The following is an 18,602-nucleotide window of genomic DNA, read 5'->3' on the forward strand; positions in this document are numbered from 1 at the left end:
GTTCTGTCTCGCGGCGGCGGGAGAAATTATCATCGATCCCGTGAGTGTGCTCCTCACCGAACGACTCGAACTGGTTCCCCTCACCCTTCCCGTGGTGGAAGCCGTGATGGAGAGCGATCGCAACAAGATCGAGAACTTGGTCAACGCGCCCCTGCCGCGCCGCTGGCATGGCCGCGCCCTCATCGAACGCGCCTTTCCCGCCTCCCTTTGCGACATCCGCAAAGATCCCGAGACGCGCCTCTGGGGCGACCGCCTGATGATCGTGCGCAAGAAGGAGCGACGCATCGTCGGCAGTGTGATTTTCCACGGCCGCCCAGGCCCCGACGGCATTGCCGAAGTCGGCTACGGCGTGGAGGACGAGTGGCAAGGCCAAGGCTTCGCCACCGAGGCCGTGGAGTGCTCCCTCGAGTGGGCGCTCTCCCAGCCCGGCGTCCGCGCCGTGCAGGCCACCACCTTCCAATGGCACCGCGCCTCGTTGCGGGTCATCGAGAAATGCAAAATGGTGCGCATCGGCTCGCGCGAGCACGAGATGCTCGGCGAGCTCACCATTTTCGAGCGCCGCGCGAAAGAGCTACTTTAGAGCTATTTCAGGAGCTACTTCAGGAACGGGTGCGTCTCGAAAAAGTCGCCCTTGTTCCAGCGAGGGCGCTCGGGGTGATCCGCCACCGACAACGCCACGAGGTACTGAAACTTCGCAAAGTCGGCGAGCGGCTGGTAATCGCGCTGCGGCTCCCATTCGTCGGCCGGCGTGTGGTAGCGCGCCTTCTGCCACTCCCGCCGCGTTGCGGCCTCCTGCGGCGTCTGCCCGACGAACCCGATGATGGGAAACACGGCAGGAACTCCGCGCTTGACCAGCGAATAGTGGTCCGATCGCGTGAAGTACGTCTGCGCGGGTTGCGAATCCGGCCATGCCTTGATGCCCAGCGCGCGCTCGGCATCGCGCACGTTCACGGCGATCGAGCTGTGCTCGGGGCCGAGCACCTCCAGGTTGCGCAGCGGCGAAATGGGGTAATCGGTGTCCGTCTGCACGATGGCCGCCATGCGCTCGATGGGCATGGGCGGGTGCATCGCGAAGTACTCGGAGCCGAGCAGCCCGCGCTCCTCCCCGGTGAAAAAGGCCACCAGGATCGAGCGCCGCGGCCGTGCGGGCCCCTGCGCAAAGGCCCGCGCGATCTCCAACACCGCCGCGCAACCGCCCGCATCGTCGGCGGCGCCGTTGTAAATGGCATCCCCGCCCACGGGCTCGCGGATGCCGAGATGGTCCGAGTGGGCAGAGACCACCACGGCTTCGTTGGCCAGCGGCGACGATGGATCCTTCGTGATGCGCGCCACGACATTCTGCGAGGAAAAGCTGCGCACCGTGGACCGAACCGCGATGCGCGCGGTGAGGCCTAGGTCGAACGTGATGGGCTTGCCCGAGTCGGCGGCGGCCACTAGGCCTTCGAGCCGCTCCGTGCGCCCGGCCGCCGCGAGCAGCTCGTCGAAAACCTTGCCCGGCATCGCGAGCCGCGGCCGCTCGACGCCGGGCAACACGCGGTGCGGTTCCCCAGGTTTCGCGTCGGGCGCGTCCAAGCGCAACGTCAGCAACTCGGTGCGACGCTCCTTGATGAAGTCGTCCCAGGAAACCACCTTCTCGACCCGCGGTGGATGCACCGCAACGACCGCCACCGCACCGAGCTCCTGCAGCCGCACGATCTTCTGCCGCAAGTCGCCCAGCACCGCCGAGGGCAAGTCCGGGAAGAAATCGGCCCGTTGTCCGAGCGGGGCTCCGTACATGACCACGGCGATTTTTCCGCGTACGTCGACCCCGTGCAGATCGTCGTAGTGATATTCGGGCGCCTCGATGCCATACCCCACGAACGCGAGCGGCGCTTCGACCTGGAAATCGCCCCGCACGTAGGCCGGCGAGATCCAGAAGTCCTGCTCGAAGACCAGAGGACGCGAGAGTCCATTGGGCTTCGCCACCGAAAGGCTCGCCGAGGCGATCTTCGCGCCGAGAAGCGGCACGTCCTGAAAATAGCTACCCTTGTCACCCATCGGCGTAGCGCCCATGGCCTGGAGCTGGGTCGCGAGGTAGGCGGCCGCAATCGCGTGCCCCCGTTCTCCGGTTCCGCGGCCCTCGAGCAAATCGTGCGCGAGAAAGCGCACGTGCGCCGATACGGCCTCGCGCCGAATGTCCGGCGGCGTGTACGCCCCCACGTTGGCGCCCGTGGTTCCCGTCGGCCGGGTCATCGCAGGTGCACACGCCGAAAGCACGGCCGCCGCCGCGGCCAAGGCCCATCCCCGGAGCAAATTGCGCTTCATGACCCGGGGGTTTAACACGGCCCGCGGTCGCGACGTCGCGACCGCCCGTACTTACGGCTGCAGGCCCGCCCAGCTGATGGCGTCGGCGAGCTCGCGGCTCACCACCGAGCCGCCACAGGAGCTGTTCGGCGCGATGGCAAAACGCAAACCGACTTTCTCACCCTTCCAAACCTGGGCCTGCGCCGACGTCGATTGCGGCGTGCCCAATTCGCGCTCGAGCGACTCCTTCATGCCTTTGCAATCTTTGTTTGCCTTCACGGAAAACACGATGGTGTCGAGCTTTCCCTTGTTGAAGGTGTACGTCACATCCTTCAGCGCAACGCCACCGTAAGAAGGCGTGCCGCGCGTCACCTTGTACGTGATGTGATCGCCGCTTCGCTCCGACTCTTTCAAGAAGCGGAACGACTTGAATGGGGCGCCGAGCTGGACACCCGCGAATCCATTCTTCGCATCCAACTTCGTGGCCGGGGTCGTCGACCCTTCGCTCTTCTCGCTGCTGGCGGTGCTAGGCGGAGGGGTCGCTCCGCCGTCGTCCTTCCCATCGGGCGGGGGCGCTTCGGGTGCAGGACCTTCGACCCGGTACTCCGAAATCGGGACTTCTGCCGGCGGTTTGCGTGCTGGGGCCTGTTCGCACGAGGCCACCCCGAGGAGAAGGACACATGCAATCGAAGTGCGCATTGGCCCCTATGCTACTTGGTCAGGGCGCTTCCTTGCCATCACAAGTTTCGCGCCAGACGCCCGTCGTGCCGATATCATCGCAGCCATGCGCGTCGTCATTGCCGACAAATTTCCAGAAAACTACCTCCTCGAGTTTCGTTCCCTCGGCCTCGAGGTCGAGTACCGCCCGGAGGCTTCGGCCACCGAATTACCGGCTATTGCCGGCGACTGCGAAATCCTCGTCGTGCGCAGCACGAAAGTCACCCGCGAGACCATCGAGGCGGCGAGCCGCCTCCAGCTCGTGATCCGCGCTGGCGCGGGCATCGACACCATCGATGTCGATGCGGCCAGTGCACGCGGCATTTATGTAACCAACTGTCCCGGCAAAAACAGCGTGGCCGTGGCCGAGCTCACGGTGGGGTTGATCCTCGCCCTCGACCGGCGCATCCCGCAGAACACGGCCGACCTTCGCGATGGCCAGTGGAACAAGAAGGAATACAGCAAGGCGGACGGCCTCAAAGGCAAGACGTTGGGCATCGTGGGCCTCGGCGCCATCGGCCAAGCCGTTGCGCAACGGGCCGCGGCCTTCGAGATGAACCTGGTGAGCTATACGCTCGGCCCGCACCTGGACCTCGCGCAGGAGTTGGGCATCGTGCCCTGCGCAACTTTGTTCGAGCTTGCGGAACGCAGCGACATCGTCACGGTGCACATCCCCGGCACGGCCGACAACCGCGGCCTTTTCGGCGACGCGTTTTTCGCGCGCATGAAGCACGGCGCGAGCTTCGTCAACACGAGCCGCGGCAGCCTGCACGATACCGCTGCCCTGGAAAAAGCCATGCGCGAGCGAAATCTGCGCGTGGGGCTCGACGTCTACAACCCCGAGCCCGAGGGCGGCACGGCGACCTTCGACCATCCCTTGTGCAAGCTGCCCGGCTTCGTGGGCACGCACCACATCGGCGCGAGCACCGAGCAAGCGCAGAACGCCATCGCCGCGGAGGCGGTGCGCATCTGCCGCGAGTTCATCAAGCTAGGGCAGCCGCAGAGCGCGGTGAACATCGAGCGCGCATCCCCCGCCAAGGTGCAGCTCATCGTGCGCCACTACGACCGGGTCGGCGTGCTCGCGTCGGTGCTGGCCATCGTCCGCAAATACGGCCTCAACGTCGAGGAGATGACCAACACGATCTTCGCCGGCGCCAAGGCCGCCGTCGCCACCATCCGCCTCGCCTCGGCGCCCCCCCTGGCGATGACCACGGAAATCGAGGACCTGAAAGATCAAATCATCCAGGTCACCGTCAAGCCGTTCTGAGCCGCGATTTGATTGAACAGGGAGGCGGGGAGGCGGGGAGTTTTTAGGGTTCCCAGTTTCGCCCCATGGGCGAATTGGAAACCTCAAAACCTCCCCGTCTCCCCGCCTCCCTGTGAATTTCTTCAGGCTTTGATCACGCCGAGCTTTTTGCCCACGCGGGCAAAGGCGGCGACGGCGCGGTCGACTTGTTCGGGGGTGTGGCCCGCGGAGAGCTGCACGCGGATGCGGGCTTCACCCTTGGGGACGACCGGGTACGAGAAGCCAATGACGTAGATGCCCTCGTCCAGCATGGCCGCGGCCATGTCCTGGGCGAGGCGGGCGTCGCCCAACATGATGGGAACGATGGGGTGCACGCCCTCTTTCGTCTGGAAGCCCGCGGCGGCGATCTTCGAGCGGAAGGCGGCGGTGTTTTCCGTCAGCCGATCGCGAAGCTCCGTCGTGGACGACAGAAGATCGAGCACCGCAATGGATGCGCCCACGATGGCGGGAGCCAACGTGTTCGAGAACAGGTACGGGCGCGAACGCTGCCGGAGAAGGTCGACGATCTCCTGGCGCGCGGCGGTGAAGCCACCGGCGGCCCCGCCCAGGGCTTTGCCCAGGGTCGAGGTGATGATGTCCACCTTGCCCATCACGCCGCAATGCTCCGCCGTGCCGCGGCCGGTCTTGCCGATGAAGCCCGTGGCGTGGCTGTCGTCGACCATGACCATGGCCTGGTACTTCTCGGCGAGCTCCACGATCCGATCGAGCTTCGCGAGGTAGCCGTCCATCGAGAAGGCGCCGTCGGTCGCGATGAGGCGCAGGCGCTTCGTCTGGGTCGCGCGCAGCGCTTTTTCCAGGGCCTCCATGTCGCCGTTCGGGTAGCGATGGCGCTCGGCCTTGCAGAGGCGGATGCCGTCGATGATCGAGGCGTGGTTCAGCGCATCGCTGATGATCGCGTCGTCGTCGCCGAGCAACGTCTCGAACAAGCCGCCGTTCGCGTCGAAGCACGACGAGTAGAGGATCGCGTCCTCGGTGCCGACGAAGTCCGAGATCTTCTTTTCCAGCGTCTTGTGCGCATCCTGCGTGCCGCAGATGAAGCGCACCGACGACAGACCGAAGCCGTGCGTGTCGATCGCCGCGTGCGCCGCCTCGATGACCTTGGGGTGGGACGAGAGCCCCAGGTAGTTGTTCGCGCAAAAGTTGAGGACCGGCTCCTTCTTCTCGCCGACGCGGATCTCCGCGGACTGCGGCGAAAGGATGTGCCGCTCCCTCTTCTCCAACCCTGCCTCGCGAATCTCCTTCAGCGTTGCGCCATAGATCTCTTTGGCCTTGCCGTACATGGCAGCTCCCGTCTCGGTTTGGTTGAGTACGTCACGAGATGCCGCGATCGCTCGGGCACCGCGCGCGGGAGCCTAGTTCAAGGCAGCCTTGGCGACTACCCGCGTTTGCCGGCGGCCTTCTTCTTGGGCTTCTTCTCTTCCTTCTCGACCTCTTGTTCCTTCTGGTCTTGCGGCTCGGTCTTCTTCAGCGGCTTGGCCGGTGCGTTGGCCGGCGCCACCCGAAGCGACCGCGCCAAAAGGTCGGCCAGGTCGATGACCTTGCCGCCCACCCCTGCGGCCGCGCGCTCTTCGGCCTCCCCGCCATCGCGGGCGACCTCGTCCCGCTCCACTTTTTCCGCGGCCGCCGCTTCCACCGCCGCGCGGTATTCGTCGGGGTGCTTCGTCACGTCGAAGTCACCGTTCAACTGCTCGACCAGGTTCAGCGCCAGCTGGAGCTCGCGATCGCTGGGCTCCTTGGTGTCCGGCAGGACGATCTCGTCGCCGGGGACAATTTCGTCGGCGAACCGGAGCATATCCAGCGCAAACAGCTTTCCGCGGGGGCGAAGCATGGCCAGCTGCGTGCGCGTGCGGATGCGGACCTTGCATAACGCAGCGCGTTTGGTCGAGACCAAGGCTTCGCGCAACAAGGAGAAGCCGCGGGCACTCTTGCCGCCGGGACCGACCCAATAGCTCTTACTGAAGTAGACGTTGTCGACGTCTTCCGGGTCGATGAACTCGACGATATCGATGCCGCCGGGGCTCTCGTCCCCTTCCATTTTCGCGAGCTCTTCTTTCGAAAAGAGCGCATATTCGCCCTTCGAAACCTCGTACCCTTTTCCGATTTCCCCCCATTCGACGTCGCGGTTGCATTTGTTGCACCGCCGCACCATCGAAATACGGGAGCCGCACTCGGTATGGAGCTGATGAAAACTCGGCGTCAAATCCTTCGTCGCCGAATAGAGCTTGGCGGGAATCGTAACGAGACCGAAGGCAATTTCACCCGACCACATCGCACGCATGGGTTCGTCTCTCCAATGAGGCCGGCGCCGCCTCGGTTGAAGCGGCCCGGCAGCTTAAAAGGAATATAAAGGCTGTGGGTGATAAGTCGTTCGATAAGCTCGAAAAGTACCGCAACAAGCGAAATTTCGAGGTAACGCCCGAGCCAGATGGCACCGAGAAGACATCGTCCCATCGGTCGCGGTCTCCCGTAAAGAAAACAACCTCATCTCGAACCAAGGACGTTCCGGCTGACGCGATTCCGACAAGTCCGACAGCTGTCGCGACGGGGGCAGGCGTTTTTGTCATTCAGAAGCACGACGCGCGGCGTCTTCATTACGATCTGCGCATCGAGCTGGGGGGTACGATGATGAGCTGGGCCGTCCCCAAGGGCCCGTCGTACGATCCCAACGTGAAGCGGCTGGCCGTCGAGGTGGAGGACCACCCGATGGACTACAACGACTTCGAAGGGCGCATTCCGGACGGCGAATACGGCGCCGGCGACGTTCTCATCTGGGACCGTGGCACCTACGAGCCCGCGCCGATGAACGGCGTTCCGACGGCCATCAAGGGCAATCAGGCCGAGCTTCTGGCGTGGATGCGCGAGAAGGGGCACTTTCACCTGCGCTTTTCCGGGGAAAAGCTGCATGGCGGGTGGCACCTGGTGCGCACGAAACGCCGCGGGGAAACGAAGGAGAGCAAACCACAGTGGCTCTTTTTCAAGGCCCACGACGAGATGGCCAATCCGGAATTGGACATCGTGACCAGCCGGCCCGAATCCGTGGTGAGCGGTCTTCGCGCCACGCGCGGGCCGCTGCGCGCGTCGGCGTCCCCGATAGCGCAAAGTGCGCGAGAGCTTTTGCTCGCAATCGGCGAGGTGTCGAAGGCGACGAACGGGCCACTGGTCGGCGACGGGTCGCTCTACCTCTTCGAGGTGAAGTTCGATGGGTATCGGCTGCTGGCGGGAAAAGCCGGAAATGACGTGCGCCTGTTCTCGCGCAAATCGAATGACTGGACCGACCGATTTGCGCTGATCGCGTCGTCCATCGCGCGTCTCCCTGCACGCGAGGTGGTCATCGATGGGGAAGCCTGCGCGGTGGACGACGAGGGGCGCCCGTCTTTCGAGGCGCTGCAGCGGTGGCTGGGGGGCGATACGAAGAGCGCGCAAATTGCATTTGCGGCGTTCGATCTGCTGTGGCTCGACGGACGCGATCTGCGAAAGAGTCCGATCGAGGAGCGTCGAGAGCTGCTGAAGGCGCTGCTTCAGGGGGCGAAACCGCCGCTGTCGTTTTCATCGGCCATGGAGGGCAAGGCGTCGGATCTTTTGGCGGCGGCGAAACGCGCGGGCCTCGAGGGGCTCATCGCGAAGCGTAAGGGGTCGCTGTACACGCCAGGGAACAATGCCAATTGGGTGAAGCTGAAGTTCGAGCAGCGGCAGGACGCGGTGGTCTGTGGGTACCTTCCGCTGAAGGGCGCCGAGGTGGTGGGGGCGCTTTTGGTGGCGGTTCATGATTCGAGGGGCGGCGATTTGGTCTACGCGGGCCGCGTCGGCACGGGCTTCGACGATCGGCTGCGTGCGCGTTTGGCCGAGCAGCTCGATGCGATGCGCGTGGCGACACCGAAAATGCTCAATGTGCCGAAGCTGCCGAAGCCGCGCTTCTGCGAGCCACGCCTCGTGTGCGAGGTGGGGCTGGGCGAGTGGACGAGTGAGCGCATCATGCGCTTTCCGCGCTTCATCGCCATGCGCGAAGACAAGTCGCCCGAGGAGTGCATTCGGGAGGATGCGGTTGGGCATGCGTCCCCTCGCCCGCCGCCCGTCCGTGAAGTCAAAGAGACGAGCGTGAAGCTCGCGAACCCGACGAAGATCCTTTACCCGCGCGATGGCATCACCAAGCAGGACGTCTTCGATTACTACACGGATATCGCCCCGGTGATGCTTCCGCACCTGCAGGGCCGGCCGATTCACATGCAGCGCTGGCCGCACGGCATCGACGACGAAGAATGGTTCCAGCACCGGCTGCCGCCGAAAGCACCGGATTTCGTCCGGCGCATCGCGTTCCTTCGCGACAAGGCGCCTTGGTACAAACTGAACGAAAAGGGTCCCATCAAAGAGCGCATCGTCGTCGACAATCTGGAGACGCTGCAATGGCTCGCCAATCTGGCCGCGCTCACCCTGCATCAATGGGCAAGCCACGCCCCGCCGGAGGCGACGAGCACGACCCAAGTGCACAATGCGCTCGCCCAAGCCGATTACGTGGTCATCGATCTCGATCCGGGCGAGGCCACCCGCTGGGAAGAGATCATCCAGGTGGCCCATGCCGTGCGCACGTTGCTCGAGGCGCTCTCGCTGACCAGCGTGGTAAAAACCAGCGGCAAACGCGGTCTGCACATCGTCATTCCCCTCGCCCGCGGCCCTTCGCACGAGGATGCCGTGCACTTCGCCGAGCAAGTCGCCCGCGCCGTCGCCAAGGTGATGCCGTCCATCTCGACGGTGGAGCGCATCAAGGAAAAGCGCCGCGGCCGTCTCTACGTCGACTACGGCCAAAACGGCGGCGGCCGCACCATCGTGTGCCCGTATACGTTGCGCGCGGCCGATCGCGCACCGGTTTCGGCGCCGCTGCGCTGGGAAGAAGTCACCAACGCGCTGGACCCTCGCGCTTTCAACCTGCGGACCATGCGCGCGCGCATCGAGCAATACGGCGACCTCTACGCCCCTTGCCTCGAGCCCACGCAAACGCTTCCGGCGGTCAGTTAGCCCTGCCCCTTGCTTCTGATAAACTAGCGCCATGCAGTCCTCTTGGGAGCTACTCTGGACCCCCCCTCCTCCCCCCGCCGGGCGTGCCCTCACGCTGGAAGAATGGGCAAATCTCGACGAGGACGAACAGGGCGAGTTGGTCGACGGCTACTTGGTGGAGGAAGAGATGCCCGATCCGGTGCACGAGCTTGCCGTCGCATGGTTGATCATGCTCTTTGGAGTATGGCTTCGCGGCCGCGGCGGATTCGTCATGGCTTCCGAGGTCAAACTCCGCGTCGGCCCGAAGCGCGGCCGAAAGGCTGACGTGGTAGTCTACCTACCCGGAAGTCCCGCCCCACCACGCCATGGTGTGCTTACGAAAGCGCCGGACATTCTCGTCGAGATTGTCACGCCAACGCCACGGGATGTGCGCCGCGACCGCGTCGACAAGATGCGCGAATACGAGAGCATCGGTGTCCGTTACTACTGGCTTCTCGATCCGGCCATCGGAACTCTCGAAATCTTCGAACTTGGGCCGCAAGGTAAATATGTTCGCGCCGTCGCGCAAACCGAAGGATCGATCGATCCCGTTCCCGGGTGCCCCGGACTCACGCTGAACATCGACGAACTTTGGAGCGAATTGGAGCGGCTGGCGCCCGAGCCGGGCTAACCCGCGAGCAACTCTTTCAACTTCACCGCGAGCAGCGGCGATTGCACCGCCTCGTGCTTGATGAACACGTGCACCTGCTCCCAGGCTTGCGACCGCACCCGCTCGCCCCATGCTTTCAATTCGGCCTCGCCGTAGTCCGAGCGCCGCAAACGCAAGTATCCCCAGTTGGCCGTCGCCACCAGCGGTGCGGACAAATCGTCTTTGTCGGCGCCCGCGGCTTCCAATTCGTCCGATTCGGCAATGCACAAGGCTACGCCGAACTCTTTCAACGTGGCGTACACCTCGTCGTCGAACCACGAGGGGTGGCGAAACTCCATCACCGTCTTCGCATCGGGCGGAACCGCCGCCAAAAAATCGCGAAGCCTCGGCATGTCTTTTTTGAAGTTGGGCGGAAGTTGGAAATCCACGGGCCCCAATTTGCTGCCCATCGTGCGCAAATTCACGAAGAGATCGCGCACCAGCTCCCCGACTCCCTTGAGCCTCTTCTGATGCGTAATCTGCCCCGGCGCCTTCACCGCAAAGGTAAAATCCGCGGGCACCTGCGCCGCCCATCCTTCCAGCAACTTGGTCGACGGAAAGCGATAGAACGTATTGTTGATCTCCACCGTCGGCAGGCGTGATGCGTAATACGCCAAATACCCATCGGGCTGCGTATTCTCGGGGTAGAAGTCCCCGCGCCATTCTTTGTAACTGTAGCCGCTGGTCCCGACGGAAATGCGCATAGCCCCAAAGGCTAGCGCGGGATGCGTTCCAGGGTCACGAACGTAATATCCGGGGTCTCCCCGACGCGTCGCTCCAGCTCGCGAAAATCGTTCGCATCGTAATCCGGGAACCGTACGTCGCCCTCGGCGTCGCGGTCGATGTATGTAAGGTACATGCGCGTGATCCGCGGCAACGCTTGCCGGTAAATCTCGCCCCCGCCAATGACCATCGGCTCGGGATCGGTGGTTCGCGCCAACGCCACGGCATCCTCCAGCGACCCCACCACCTCGCACCCTGAAATCACCAAATCGCGCTGACGCGTCACCACGATGTTGCGTCGGTCCACCAGTGGCTTACCGAAGCTCTCGTAGGTCTTGCGGCCCACGATGACGGCATGCCCCAAGGTCGTGCGCTTGAAATGGCGCATGTCCTCGGGAATGCGCCAGGGCAGCCCGCCATCTTGGATGCCGATAACGCCGCCGCGGGCGACGGCTGCAATCAATGCCAGCGCCTCCATCAAACGGAGACCTCGGCCTTGATGTGCGGATGCGGATCGTAGCCCTCGAGCTGGAAATCCTCGTAGCGGAACGCGAAGAGATCCTTCACCTCGGGGTTGAGCACCATGCGCGGCAGGGGCCGCGGCGCGCGTGTGAGCTGCTCGCGCGCTTGCTCCAGGTGATTCTTGTACAGGTGCGCATCGCCCAAGGTGTGGACGAAGTCGCCCGGGCGCAGACCGGTGACATGCGCGATCATCATGGTGAGCAGCGCGTAGCTCGCGATGTTGAAGGGCACGCCGAGAAAGATGTCCCCGCTGCGCTGGTACAACTGACACGAGAGCGCGCCATTCGCGACGTGAAACTGAAACATCGTGTGGCACGGCGGAAGGGCCACCTCGTCGGCCTCCTTCGGATTCCAACCCGTCACGATGAGGCGCCGGCTCGTCGGATTGTGAACGATGCCATCGAGCACACGGCGGATCTGATCGACGCCATCGTTGGCATATGTCCCGTCCGGAAGCCTCGTCGCCCCGAAGTTGCGCCACTGGTGTCCGTAAATCGGTCCCAGGTCGCCTTCTTGGCGACCGAACTTGGCGCACGCTTCCGCGGTGGCCCACTCGTTCCAGATGCGAACCCCTTGCGCCTGCAAGGGCTCGGCGTGCGTCTCGCCACTGAGGAACCAGAGAAGCTCGTGGATGATCGACTTGAGGTGCAGCTTCTTCGTCGTCAAAAGCGGAAAGCCGTCCTGCAGCCGAAAGCGCATTTGATGCCCGAACACGCCGAGCGTCCCCGTCCCAGTCCGGTCACCGCGCTCGTCGCCTTGATCCAGCGCCCTTCGCAGGAGGTCCAAATACGCCTTCATGGCTCCCTTCTACTTCGCCCACGCACAGACTTGACCCATCATTTTCGAAATCGTCGCGGTCGTCACCGGCTCACCAAGCTGCGGGACCACCGCATCGAGCTCCTGCGCCAGCTCCGCCGCGGTCGCATGCCTGTTTGCCGGATCCCGCGCCAGCGCCCTCCCCACCACCCTCCACAGCGCCTCGGGATACCCCTCGACCAAGGTCCGCGGATCCGGCACATCGCACTTGGCAATGGCCCGCACGGTATCGAGATCGTTTTCGCGTTTGAACAATCGCCGATCGACGGTGATCTCCCATAGCGTCGTGCCCAGCGCGAAAATGTCCGCGCGGCGATCGGGTGGGTGCCCCTCGATCTGCTCGGGTGACAGGTAGGCCAGCTTGCCCTTCACGACGCCCGCGGCCGTCTTCGAGGCGCGCGACTCGGAGCGCGCCAACCCGAAATCGAGCACCTTGATGCGCCCGTCGAAGGTCACCTGGATGTTGCTCGGGTTCACGTCGCGGTGCACCACGTTCTCGAGCTTGCCCGACTCGTCGCGCAGCTCGTGGGCATGGTGCAACCCGTCCGCCACCCGCGCCGCCATCCATGCCGCCACCCCATAGGGCATGCGCATCCCGTGGTCCTGAAATGCGTCCCACACCCGCTGCAGCGAATCGCCGATGAGCAGCTCCATCGCGAGGAAGTACCGCCCCGCGTGCTCGCCCGACTCGTACACCTGCACCATGTTCGGGTGCGCCAACTTGGCGAGCAGGTTCGCTTCGTCGATGAACATCGTCACGTACGTCGGATCGTCCGAAAGGCTCTCGCGCAGCACCTTGAGCGCCACCATGCGGTTGCCACCGAGCGGCAGCCGCGCAAGGTACACTTCCGCCATACCGCCCGTGGCGATGCGCTCACCCAATTCGTACTTGCCGATGCGCACCGGGCGCCGCCTTTAGTTGCCCCCGCTCTTCGACCCGCCCAGACAAGGCGGCGACGCGGGCACGGCGGCTTCCTTTTCCCACTCCGCGGGGCTCTTCGAAATGATGGAGAGCGCGTGCACGCCCTGCGCGAGCTCGTCCTTCAAGATGCGGTACACGGTCTGGTGCCGTTCCACGCGGCCCAAGCCGTCGAAGGCCTGCGAGACGATCACCACCTTGAAGTGGGTCTCGGCGTCCTTCGGAACGCTATGCATGCGGCTCTCGTCGATGACGTCGAGCACACTGGGCGCCAAGTTGTCGCGCAGCTTTTCGCGGATGCGGTCCGCCATTCGCCCCATTGCCATACCCGCCATTTTAGCACGAGACTCAGGGATGCTGCGCCACGTGCCGCCGACCCCAGGGCCCGAAGTGATACCCCAGCACGGCCACCGAAAGCACGAGCACGCCCGCAATCGCCCACGCCCACCTGCCCCGACGCCGGCGCGGCTTTCCCGCGTCCATCGCGTCCATGATCGGCATGGGCTGCCACATCGCCGGCGCCGGCTCGGTTTCCCCCGCCTGCTCCGCGGCATCCATGGCCTCGCCGATGGCCTCCAACGCCGCCGCGATCTCGCCCATGCTGTCGAATCGGTCGCCCGGCAGCTTCGAAAGCGCCTTCATCACGATGTCCGAGACACCGTCGGGCAACTCCGACGCCACCTGGGATAGCGGCTTCGGCCCCACCCCCGGCTGAAAAAACGGAAGCGCGATGGGCACGCCGCGCGGGTTCTTCCCCATCACGGGATGCACACCGCCGCTGAGCAGCTCGTACGCCACGGTGGCCCATGCAAATTGATCGCTTCGCCCGTCCACGGCCTCGCCGAGCGCTTGCTCCGGCGCCATGTAGAGCGGCGTACCCATGACCACGCCCACGCGCGTGGCCACCGGCTCCGAATTCGGCTCCGTGTCGTCCGCCACCTGCGGGGCCGTGGCCAGCCGCTTCACCACACCGAAGTCGAACAGCTTGACCTCGCCGTTGTCGCAGACCATCACATTTTCCGGCTTCACGTCGCGGTGGACGAGCCCCTGCTCGTGCGCCGCATCGAGCCCGCACGCGATCTGCGCGAGCCACCCGATGCGAAGCCGCATCGGCACGTCCTCGTCCCCCACGTAGGTGCTGAGCAACTTGCCCGGCGCGAGCTCCATCGCGATGTACGGCGTGCCGTTGATCTCGCCGACATCGAAAATGCCCACCGCGTTGGGATGGTTCAACGACGCGACCGCGCGGCCCTCGCGCATCAAGCGAAGGGCCGCCTCGGAAAGCTCTCCCAAGGGCGTACGCGCCACCTCCGGGCGCACGATCTTCAGCGCGATTTCGCGATGAAGAATCGGATCGTACGCGCGGTACACGACCCCCAAGCCGCCCTCACCGATTTTGTCCTCGATGCGATAACGGTGGAACGTGTCGCCGGCCAGAAACATCGTGGGATCCCCACCCTGTCCAACTTTCGCTGGTTACGGCTGGTGCCGCGCAAGCTCGCGCAGCACGCTCGAAATCTCGGTCTTCTGCGGCACGCTCGCCGTGTCCAGAGCATCCGCCAGGCCCACGCCCGGAACGAACGCACCGGCGAGAAGACGCGGCGGCGCGAGCAGCTGGTAAAAGAGCTCCTCCACCGTGCGGCGGAGCAGGTGCTCGCCGAAGTTCGTCACCTCGGTGTCCTCGTTCACGAAGAGCACGCGCCCGGTGCGGGAAATGCTCTCGCGCAGATGCTCCCAGTCGTACGGAATCAACGTGCGCAGGTCGATCACCTCGACGTCGATCCCGTCGCTCGCCAATTCGTCGGCGGCCTTCTTGCACAGCGGCACCATGCGTCCATACGCGACGCACGTCACGTCGCGCCCCGGACGAACGGTGGAGGCTTTGCCAATCGGAATGAACAAATCCGGCGTCGCCGGCCAGCTCGGCGTCCACTTGCTGCGATCGCCCAGCGGCGCGTCGATCATCTTGCTCAGGGCACGCTCGTCGGGCTCCCCGGGGATTTCCTCGCCCGGCAGCGCCTTCGCGCGAAGCAATGCTTTGGGCGCGAGGAACATCACTGGATTCGGATCGGCGATGGCGCTGAGCATCAACCCGTAGGCATCGCGCGGGTTCGACGGCATCACGATCTTCCAGCCCGGAATGTGCGTCGCCGTCGCATCGAACGAGTGCGAGTGGTAGATGCTGCCGTGAATGCCCGATCCGACGGGCGTCATCATCACCAGCGGGAGATTCCACTGCCCGTTGGACGACCAGTACATGCCGCCACCGAGCTTGAGCAGGTCGATGATGTTGTACGCGTAGTCGCAGAACTGAATCTCGCACACCGGCCGCGCGCCCGCGAGGGCGAGACCGATCGCGCAGCCAATGATGCCGCGCTCGTCGAGCGGCGAGTTCCACGAGCACTTGATGCCTTGCGACTGCGTGAACACGCCGCCGAGCGGCGGGCCGAGATCCTGTCCGAAGACGTCCGTCACCCCGAGGCGCTCTTCACCGACGTGGAGCGCCATGCGGATGGCTTGCACCATGGTGGCCATTTACGATTGTTCCTTATTGTTGATCGCTGCCGGATTGGCTACGGCGCACATGGCATCTTGGCGGGCTTTGGCCTCGCCGCCGACCTCGGTCGGAGCGAAGACGTGATCGTAGATGGTCGGACCTTTGGGCTGCGGCTCGGTGCGGACACGCTTCGACATTTCGAGAAGGGCCTGCGTCTCCTGAACACGTAGCTCGTCCATCTTCTGACGGCTCAAGATGCCCCGTTCTTCGAGTCGTTTTTCGAACTTGGCCAGGCAGTCCGACTCGCCCGTGACGAAGTTGGCGCCGGACGAGGAGGAGTGGCCGTAAAGCCGGGAGACCTTGGCCTCGAGCAAGAACGGCCTGCGCTCGCTGCGCACGTAGTCCATCGCCTGCTTGATGCCCAGGTATGCCGTCTCGGGATCGTTGCCGTCGACCACCGCGGTCTGCATGCCGAAGGCCTTGCCTCGGTCCGCGATGCGCTTTTCGCCGTGCTGCTCGGCGGCGGGCGTGGAGATGCCGAACTCGTTGTTGGTCACGATCATGAGGACGGGCAGCTCCATCCCCGGGCGGGTCGCCCAAATGAGGCAGCTCGCAAAGTCACCCTCGGCGGTGCCGGCGTCGCCGCCTTGTACGATGGTGATGCCCCGCCCACCGAAGCGCTTTTGAACGAGCGCGGTGCCTGGGGCCATGGAGAATTGCACCTCGATGGGCGACGAGACGGGGACCACGTTCCACTCGGGGATCGAGTAGTGGTTCACGAAGTTGCGGCCGCCCGAGTACGGGTCCGTGGCCGTGTTCTTCATCTGCCGCATTGCGTCGGCCGGGTCGATGCCCATGGCCACCATCGTGGCGCTGGATCGGTAATGCAGGTGCAGGTAGTCGTGCGCCGGGCCGCGGCCCTTATCGACCAGAAGGCCGAGGGCCACGTTGAAGGCCTCTTCGCCGGGACCACCGATCCAAAAATAGCCGTCGCCCTGCTTTTGCATGCGGATCAACCGCTCTTCGAGCAGGCGCGAACGCAACATCAGCTCGTGCAAGCGGATGAGCACGTCGGGAGACAGCTTGGTATCGGGATAGAAGTGTTCTTGGATTGGCGTCGTGCTCACATTTCACTCCGGTCCTTCGGGGAGGCGCTGCGACACTAGTATGTAGTAACCCTGGTCGTAAACCGCGAGAAGGCAATGATGGCGCCGATCGAAATTAACCGAACGCGGCGTCGCGTTTCTGTGCTGCATCGCTTCTTGTTTTCTGAATCCGTGAAAATAATGACGCGAAGTGGCATCCCGCGGGGCCCGCATTGCGGCTAACGTTTGAGTCCCATCATGTCGATCGAATCGCTGCGCGCCCAGATAGATGCCACGGATGAACGGATCCTCGAACTGTTGAACGAACGTGCCAGCTTGGCCGTCGCCATCGGGCATGCCAAGCGGGCGGCTCACACGGCCGCCAACAAGGAAGGCGCGGAAAAGCTATTGCGCGATCCGGAGCGCGAGCGGGCGGTGCTCGATCGCCTCTCGGCGCTGGCGAAGGGGCAGTTTCCGCAGCATGCCGTGCGCGCGGTGTTTCGTGAGGTCATGAGCGGTTGCCTGTCGCTCGAGCAGCCACTGCATGTTGCCTTCCTCGGGCCCGAGGGAACCTTCACGCAGATGGCAGCGCGTTATCTGTTCGGCCTTTCGGCGCAGTACCGCGAGGCGGCCACCATCGAGGGCGTGTTCGACGCAGTGCGCACGGGCGATGCTGCGCTCGGGGTGGTTGCCATCGAGAACTCGACGGAGGGCAGTGTCACCCTAACGGCGGACTTGCTCATCGAGGGAAACGTGGTCGTGCGCGAAGAGCTGGTGCTGCTCATCGAGCATGCCCTTCTCGCACGCGACAGCGTCCCCTTCTCCTCGGTGCAGCGCGTGTATTCGCATCCGCAGGCGCTGGCGCAGTGCCGTGGGTGGCTCACGAAGAACCTGCCGGGCGCGCAGCTCGTGCAAACGGCATCGACGACGGCGGCCGCTCGGCAAGCGCTGCTCGACACCGCCGGCGCCGCCGTGGCGAGTCCCCTCGCCGCCGAGCTTCACGGGCTCACCATTTTGCGCGAGCGCATTCAGGACCGCACCGAGAACGCCACGCGCTTCGTGGTGCTCGGCAAGGAGGATGCACCGCGCACGGGCCGCGACCGCACGTCGCTCGCGTTCTCGGTGAAGGACGAGCGGGGCGCGCTTCGCCGGGTGCTCTCGGCGTTCGAGGAGGAAGGCGTCAATCTGAGCCGCCTCGAGTCGCGTCCGAGCCAGCAGAAACCGTGGGACTACGTCTTTCTCGTGGACCTCGAAGGCCATCGCACCGACGACAACGTGCAGCGCGCGCTGGAGAATCTCCGCAGCGCCTGCGACATGGTCAAGGTGCTGGGCAGCTACGCGCGGCGAGATCCGATCCGCCTCACGTCCATCCCGTGACAGAATAGGCGGATGCTTGACCAACGCCGGCTCGCCAGGTTTGCCGCTCTCTGGGCCCTCACGCTTTGCATGCCCCTCGCGGGCTGCAAAAAGCTGAAGCAATCCATCGAGGAAAAGGCCATGGAGAAGGCCGGCCTGGAGAAGGCCGAGGGCGACGAGCAGGGCAAGAGCTTCACCTTCAAGGGCAGCAAGCCCGGCGAAGAGGTCACCTTCGGCACGACGCAGAAGATGCCGGAAAATTTCCCCGCCGACGTCCCCGTCTACCCCGGCGCCAAGGTGATGGCCGCCGCAGCCTCCGGCCAAGACGCCTTCTCCGTCACCCTGACGACCAACGATCCCGTCGCCAAAGTCGTCGAGTTCTACAACTCGAAAATCCCCGCCGACGGCGACCGCATGGCCATCGCCAACATGCTCAGCTACACGACGGACAAACACCGCGTCACGGTCATGACCAACGAGAACGAAGGCGCCGCCGCCGACACCGTGGGCAAGACCATCCTCGTCCTCACCGTCGGCCCCGCCACCGAGCCCCCCTCCAAAAGCGCCGCGGGCTCCGCAAAGCCGAAGAAATAAGAAGAAGAAGGAACAGGGAGGCGGGGAGGCGGGGAGTTTTTTGGGTTTCCAATCAGCGAGTGAGCCAACTGGAAACCCCAAAAGCTCCCCGCCTCCCCGCCTCCCTG

At 64.5% G+C, this 18,602-nt stretch carries 17 protein-coding genes and 1 pseudogene; 6 read left to right on the forward strand and 12 right to left on the reverse strand.

Annotated elements, in window-relative coordinates; all coding sequences use genetic code 11:
• The first annotated feature begins 40 nt into the window (after positions 1–40).
• Positions 41–580: a GNAT family N-acetyltransferase gene (locus tag LZC95_24525; protein ID WXA99968.1), complete on the forward strand. Its 540-nt coding sequence runs from the start codon at positions 41–43 to the stop codon at positions 578–580.
• Positions 581–594: 14 nt separating this feature from the next.
• Here LZC95_24525 and LZC95_24530 read toward each other — a convergent pair whose 3' ends face one another.
• Positions 595–2,304: a M20/M25/M40 family metallo-hydrolase gene (locus tag LZC95_24530; GenBank protein ID WXA99969.1), complete on the reverse strand. Its 1,710-nt coding sequence runs from the start codon at positions 2,302–2,304 to the stop codon at positions 595–597.
• A 51-nt stretch (positions 2,305–2,355) separates the two neighbouring features.
• Complete coding sequence (locus tag LZC95_24535; GenBank protein ID WXA99970.1) at positions 2,356–2,982, reverse strand: hypothetical protein; 627 nt, start codon at positions 2,980–2,982, stop codon at positions 2,356–2,358.
• An 85-nt stretch (positions 2,983–3,067) separates the two neighbouring features.
• Between LZC95_24535 and LZC95_24540 the strand changes: the two genes are divergently transcribed.
• Positions 3,068–4,267 (forward strand): NAD(P)-binding domain-containing protein, encoded by a 1,200-nt coding sequence (locus LZC95_24540; protein ID WXA99971.1) that lies wholly within the window; start codon positions 3,068–3,070, stop codon positions 4,265–4,267.
• Positions 4,268–4,389: 122 nt separating this feature from the next.
• On the opposite strand, the gene kbl is transcribed toward LZC95_24540, so the two are convergent.
• Together kbl and LZC95_24550 are read right to left on the reverse strand one after the other, a co-directional pair.
• Positions 4,390–5,586, reverse strand: coding sequence for a glycine C-acetyltransferase (gene kbl, locus LZC95_24545; GenBank protein WXA99972.1), 1,197 nt, complete (start codon positions 5,584–5,586; stop codon positions 4,390–4,392).
• Positions 5,587–5,681: 95 nt separating this feature from the next.
• Complete coding sequence (locus LZC95_24550) at positions 5,682–6,584, reverse strand: Ku protein (protein WXA99973.1); 903 nt, start codon at positions 6,582–6,584, stop codon at positions 5,682–5,684.
• 74 nt (positions 6,585–6,658) lie between these two features.
• Here LZC95_24550 and ligD point away from each other — a divergent pair, with 74 nt between their 5' ends.
• Both ligD and LZC95_24560 read left to right on the forward strand, forming a co-directional pair.
• Entirely contained in the window at positions 6,659–9,316 is a 2,658-nt protein-coding gene (gene ligD, locus LZC95_24555; GenBank protein WXA99974.1) for a DNA ligase D, read from the forward strand.
• A 31-nt stretch (positions 9,317–9,347) separates the two neighbouring features.
• On the forward strand, positions 9,348–9,965 hold the full coding sequence (locus LZC95_24560; GenBank protein WXA99975.1) for a Uma2 family endonuclease: 618 nt from the start codon (positions 9,348–9,350) through the stop codon (positions 9,963–9,965).
• Here the strand turns inward: LZC95_24560 and LZC95_24565 are convergent.
• The 8 genes and pseudogenes from LZC95_24565 to LZC95_24600 form a co-directional block, all read right to left on the reverse strand.
• Positions 9,962–10,687 (reverse strand): DUF72 domain-containing protein, encoded by a 726-nt coding sequence (locus LZC95_24565; protein WXA99976.1) that lies wholly within the window; start codon positions 10,685–10,687, stop codon positions 9,962–9,964. The genes LZC95_24560 and LZC95_24565 overlap by 4 nt on opposite strands.
• An 11-nt stretch (positions 10,688–10,698) precedes the next feature.
• Positions 10,699–11,184, reverse strand: a complete 486-nt coding sequence (locus LZC95_24570) for a dihydrofolate reductase (protein WXA99977.1) — start codon at positions 11,182–11,184, stop codon at positions 10,699–10,701.
• Positions 11,184–12,026, reverse strand: coding sequence for a thymidylate synthase (locus tag LZC95_24575; protein WXA99978.1), 843 nt, complete (start codon positions 12,024–12,026; stop codon positions 11,184–11,186). The genes LZC95_24570 and LZC95_24575 overlap by 1 nt, the downstream gene beginning before the upstream one ends.
• Positions 12,027–12,209: 183 nt before the next feature.
• Positions 12,210–12,899: pseudogene (locus LZC95_24580) on the reverse strand (serine/threonine protein kinase).
• Between the two features lie 60 nt (positions 12,900–12,959).
• Positions 12,960–13,289 (reverse strand): BolA family transcriptional regulator, encoded by a 330-nt coding sequence (locus LZC95_24585; protein WXA99979.1) that lies wholly within the window; start codon positions 13,287–13,289, stop codon positions 12,960–12,962.
• Between the two features lie 22 nt (positions 13,290–13,311).
• Entirely contained in the window at positions 13,312–14,406 is a 1,095-nt protein-coding gene (locus LZC95_24590; protein WXA99980.1) for a serine/threonine protein kinase, read from the reverse strand.
• A gap of 33 nt (positions 14,407–14,439) precedes the next feature.
• Positions 14,440–15,498 (reverse strand): alpha-ketoacid dehydrogenase subunit beta, encoded by a 1,059-nt coding sequence (locus LZC95_24595; GenBank protein WXA99981.1) that lies wholly within the window; start codon positions 15,496–15,498, stop codon positions 14,440–14,442.
• Entirely contained in the window at positions 15,499–16,587 is a 1,089-nt protein-coding gene (locus LZC95_24600) for a thiamine pyrophosphate-dependent dehydrogenase E1 component subunit alpha (protein WXA99982.1), read from the reverse strand.
• A gap of 216 nt (positions 16,588–16,803) precedes the next feature.
• On the opposite strand from LZC95_24600, the gene pheA reads away from it, so the two are divergent.
• Together pheA and LZC95_24610 are read left to right on the forward strand one after the other, a co-directional pair.
• Entirely contained in the window at positions 16,804–17,922 is a 1,119-nt protein-coding gene (pheA, locus tag LZC95_24605; protein WXA99983.1) for a prephenate dehydratase, read from the forward strand.
• A 12-nt stretch (positions 17,923–17,934) separates the two neighbouring features.
• Entirely contained in the window at positions 17,935–18,495 is a 561-nt protein-coding gene (locus tag LZC95_24610) for a hypothetical protein (GenBank protein ID WXA99984.1), read from the forward strand.
• Positions 18,496–18,602 lie beyond the last annotated feature (107 nt).

The organism is Sorangiineae bacterium MSr12523 (assembly GCA_037157775.1).
Classification (GTDB): domain Bacteria; phylum Myxococcota_A; class Polyangia; order Polyangiales; family Polyangiaceae; genus Pendulispora; species Pendulispora brunnea.

Excerpts from the sequence above, each read along its gene's own strand:
- LZC95_24530 (WXA99969.1), bottom strand. The coding sequence starts at position 2,304 with ATGAAGCGCAATTTGCTCCGGGGATGGGCCTTGGCCGCGGCGGCGGCC.
- LZC95_24535 (WXA99970.1), bottom strand. The coding sequence starts at position 2,982 with ATGCGCACTTCGATTGCATGTGTCCTTCTCCTCGGGGTGGCCTCGTGC.
- LZC95_24540 (WXA99971.1), top strand. The coding sequence starts at position 3,068 with ATGCGCGTCGTCATTGCCGACAAATTTCCAGAAAACTACCTCCTCGAG.
- kbl (WXA99972.1), bottom strand. The coding sequence starts at position 5,586 with ATGTACGGCAAGGCCAAAGAGATCTATGGCGCAACGCTGAAGGAGATT.
- LZC95_24550 (WXA99973.1), bottom strand. The coding sequence starts at position 6,584 with ATGCGTGCGATGTGGTCGGGTGAAATTGCCTTCGGTCTCGTTACGATT.
- LZC95_24560 (WXA99975.1), top strand. The coding sequence starts at position 9,348 with ATGCAGTCCTCTTGGGAGCTACTCTGGACCCCCCCTCCTCCCCCCGCC.
- LZC95_24565 (WXA99976.1), bottom strand. The coding sequence starts at position 10,687 with ATGCGCATTTCCGTCGGGACCAGCGGCTACAGTTACAAAGAATGGCGC.
- LZC95_24570 (WXA99977.1), bottom strand. The coding sequence starts at position 11,184 with ATGGAGGCGCTGGCATTGATTGCAGCCGTCGCCCGCGGCGGCGTTATC.
- LZC95_24575 (WXA99978.1), bottom strand. The coding sequence starts at position 12,026 with ATGAAGGCGTATTTGGACCTCCTGCGAAGGGCGCTGGATCAAGGCGAC.
- LZC95_24585 (WXA99979.1), bottom strand. The coding sequence starts at position 13,289 with ATGGCAATGGGGCGAATGGCGGACCGCATCCGCGAAAAGCTGCGCGAC.
- LZC95_24590 (WXA99980.1), bottom strand. The coding sequence starts at position 14,406 with ATGTTTCTGGCCGGCGACACGTTCCACCGTTATCGCATCGAGGACAAA.
- LZC95_24595 (WXA99981.1), bottom strand. The coding sequence starts at position 15,498 with ATGGCCACCATGGTGCAAGCCATCCGCATGGCGCTCCACGTCGGTGAA.
- pheA (WXA99983.1), top strand. The coding sequence starts at position 16,804 with ATGTCGATCGAATCGCTGCGCGCCCAGATAGATGCCACGGATGAACGG.
- LZC95_24610 (WXA99984.1), top strand. The coding sequence starts at position 17,935 with ATGCTTGACCAACGCCGGCTCGCCAGGTTTGCCGCTCTCTGGGCCCTC.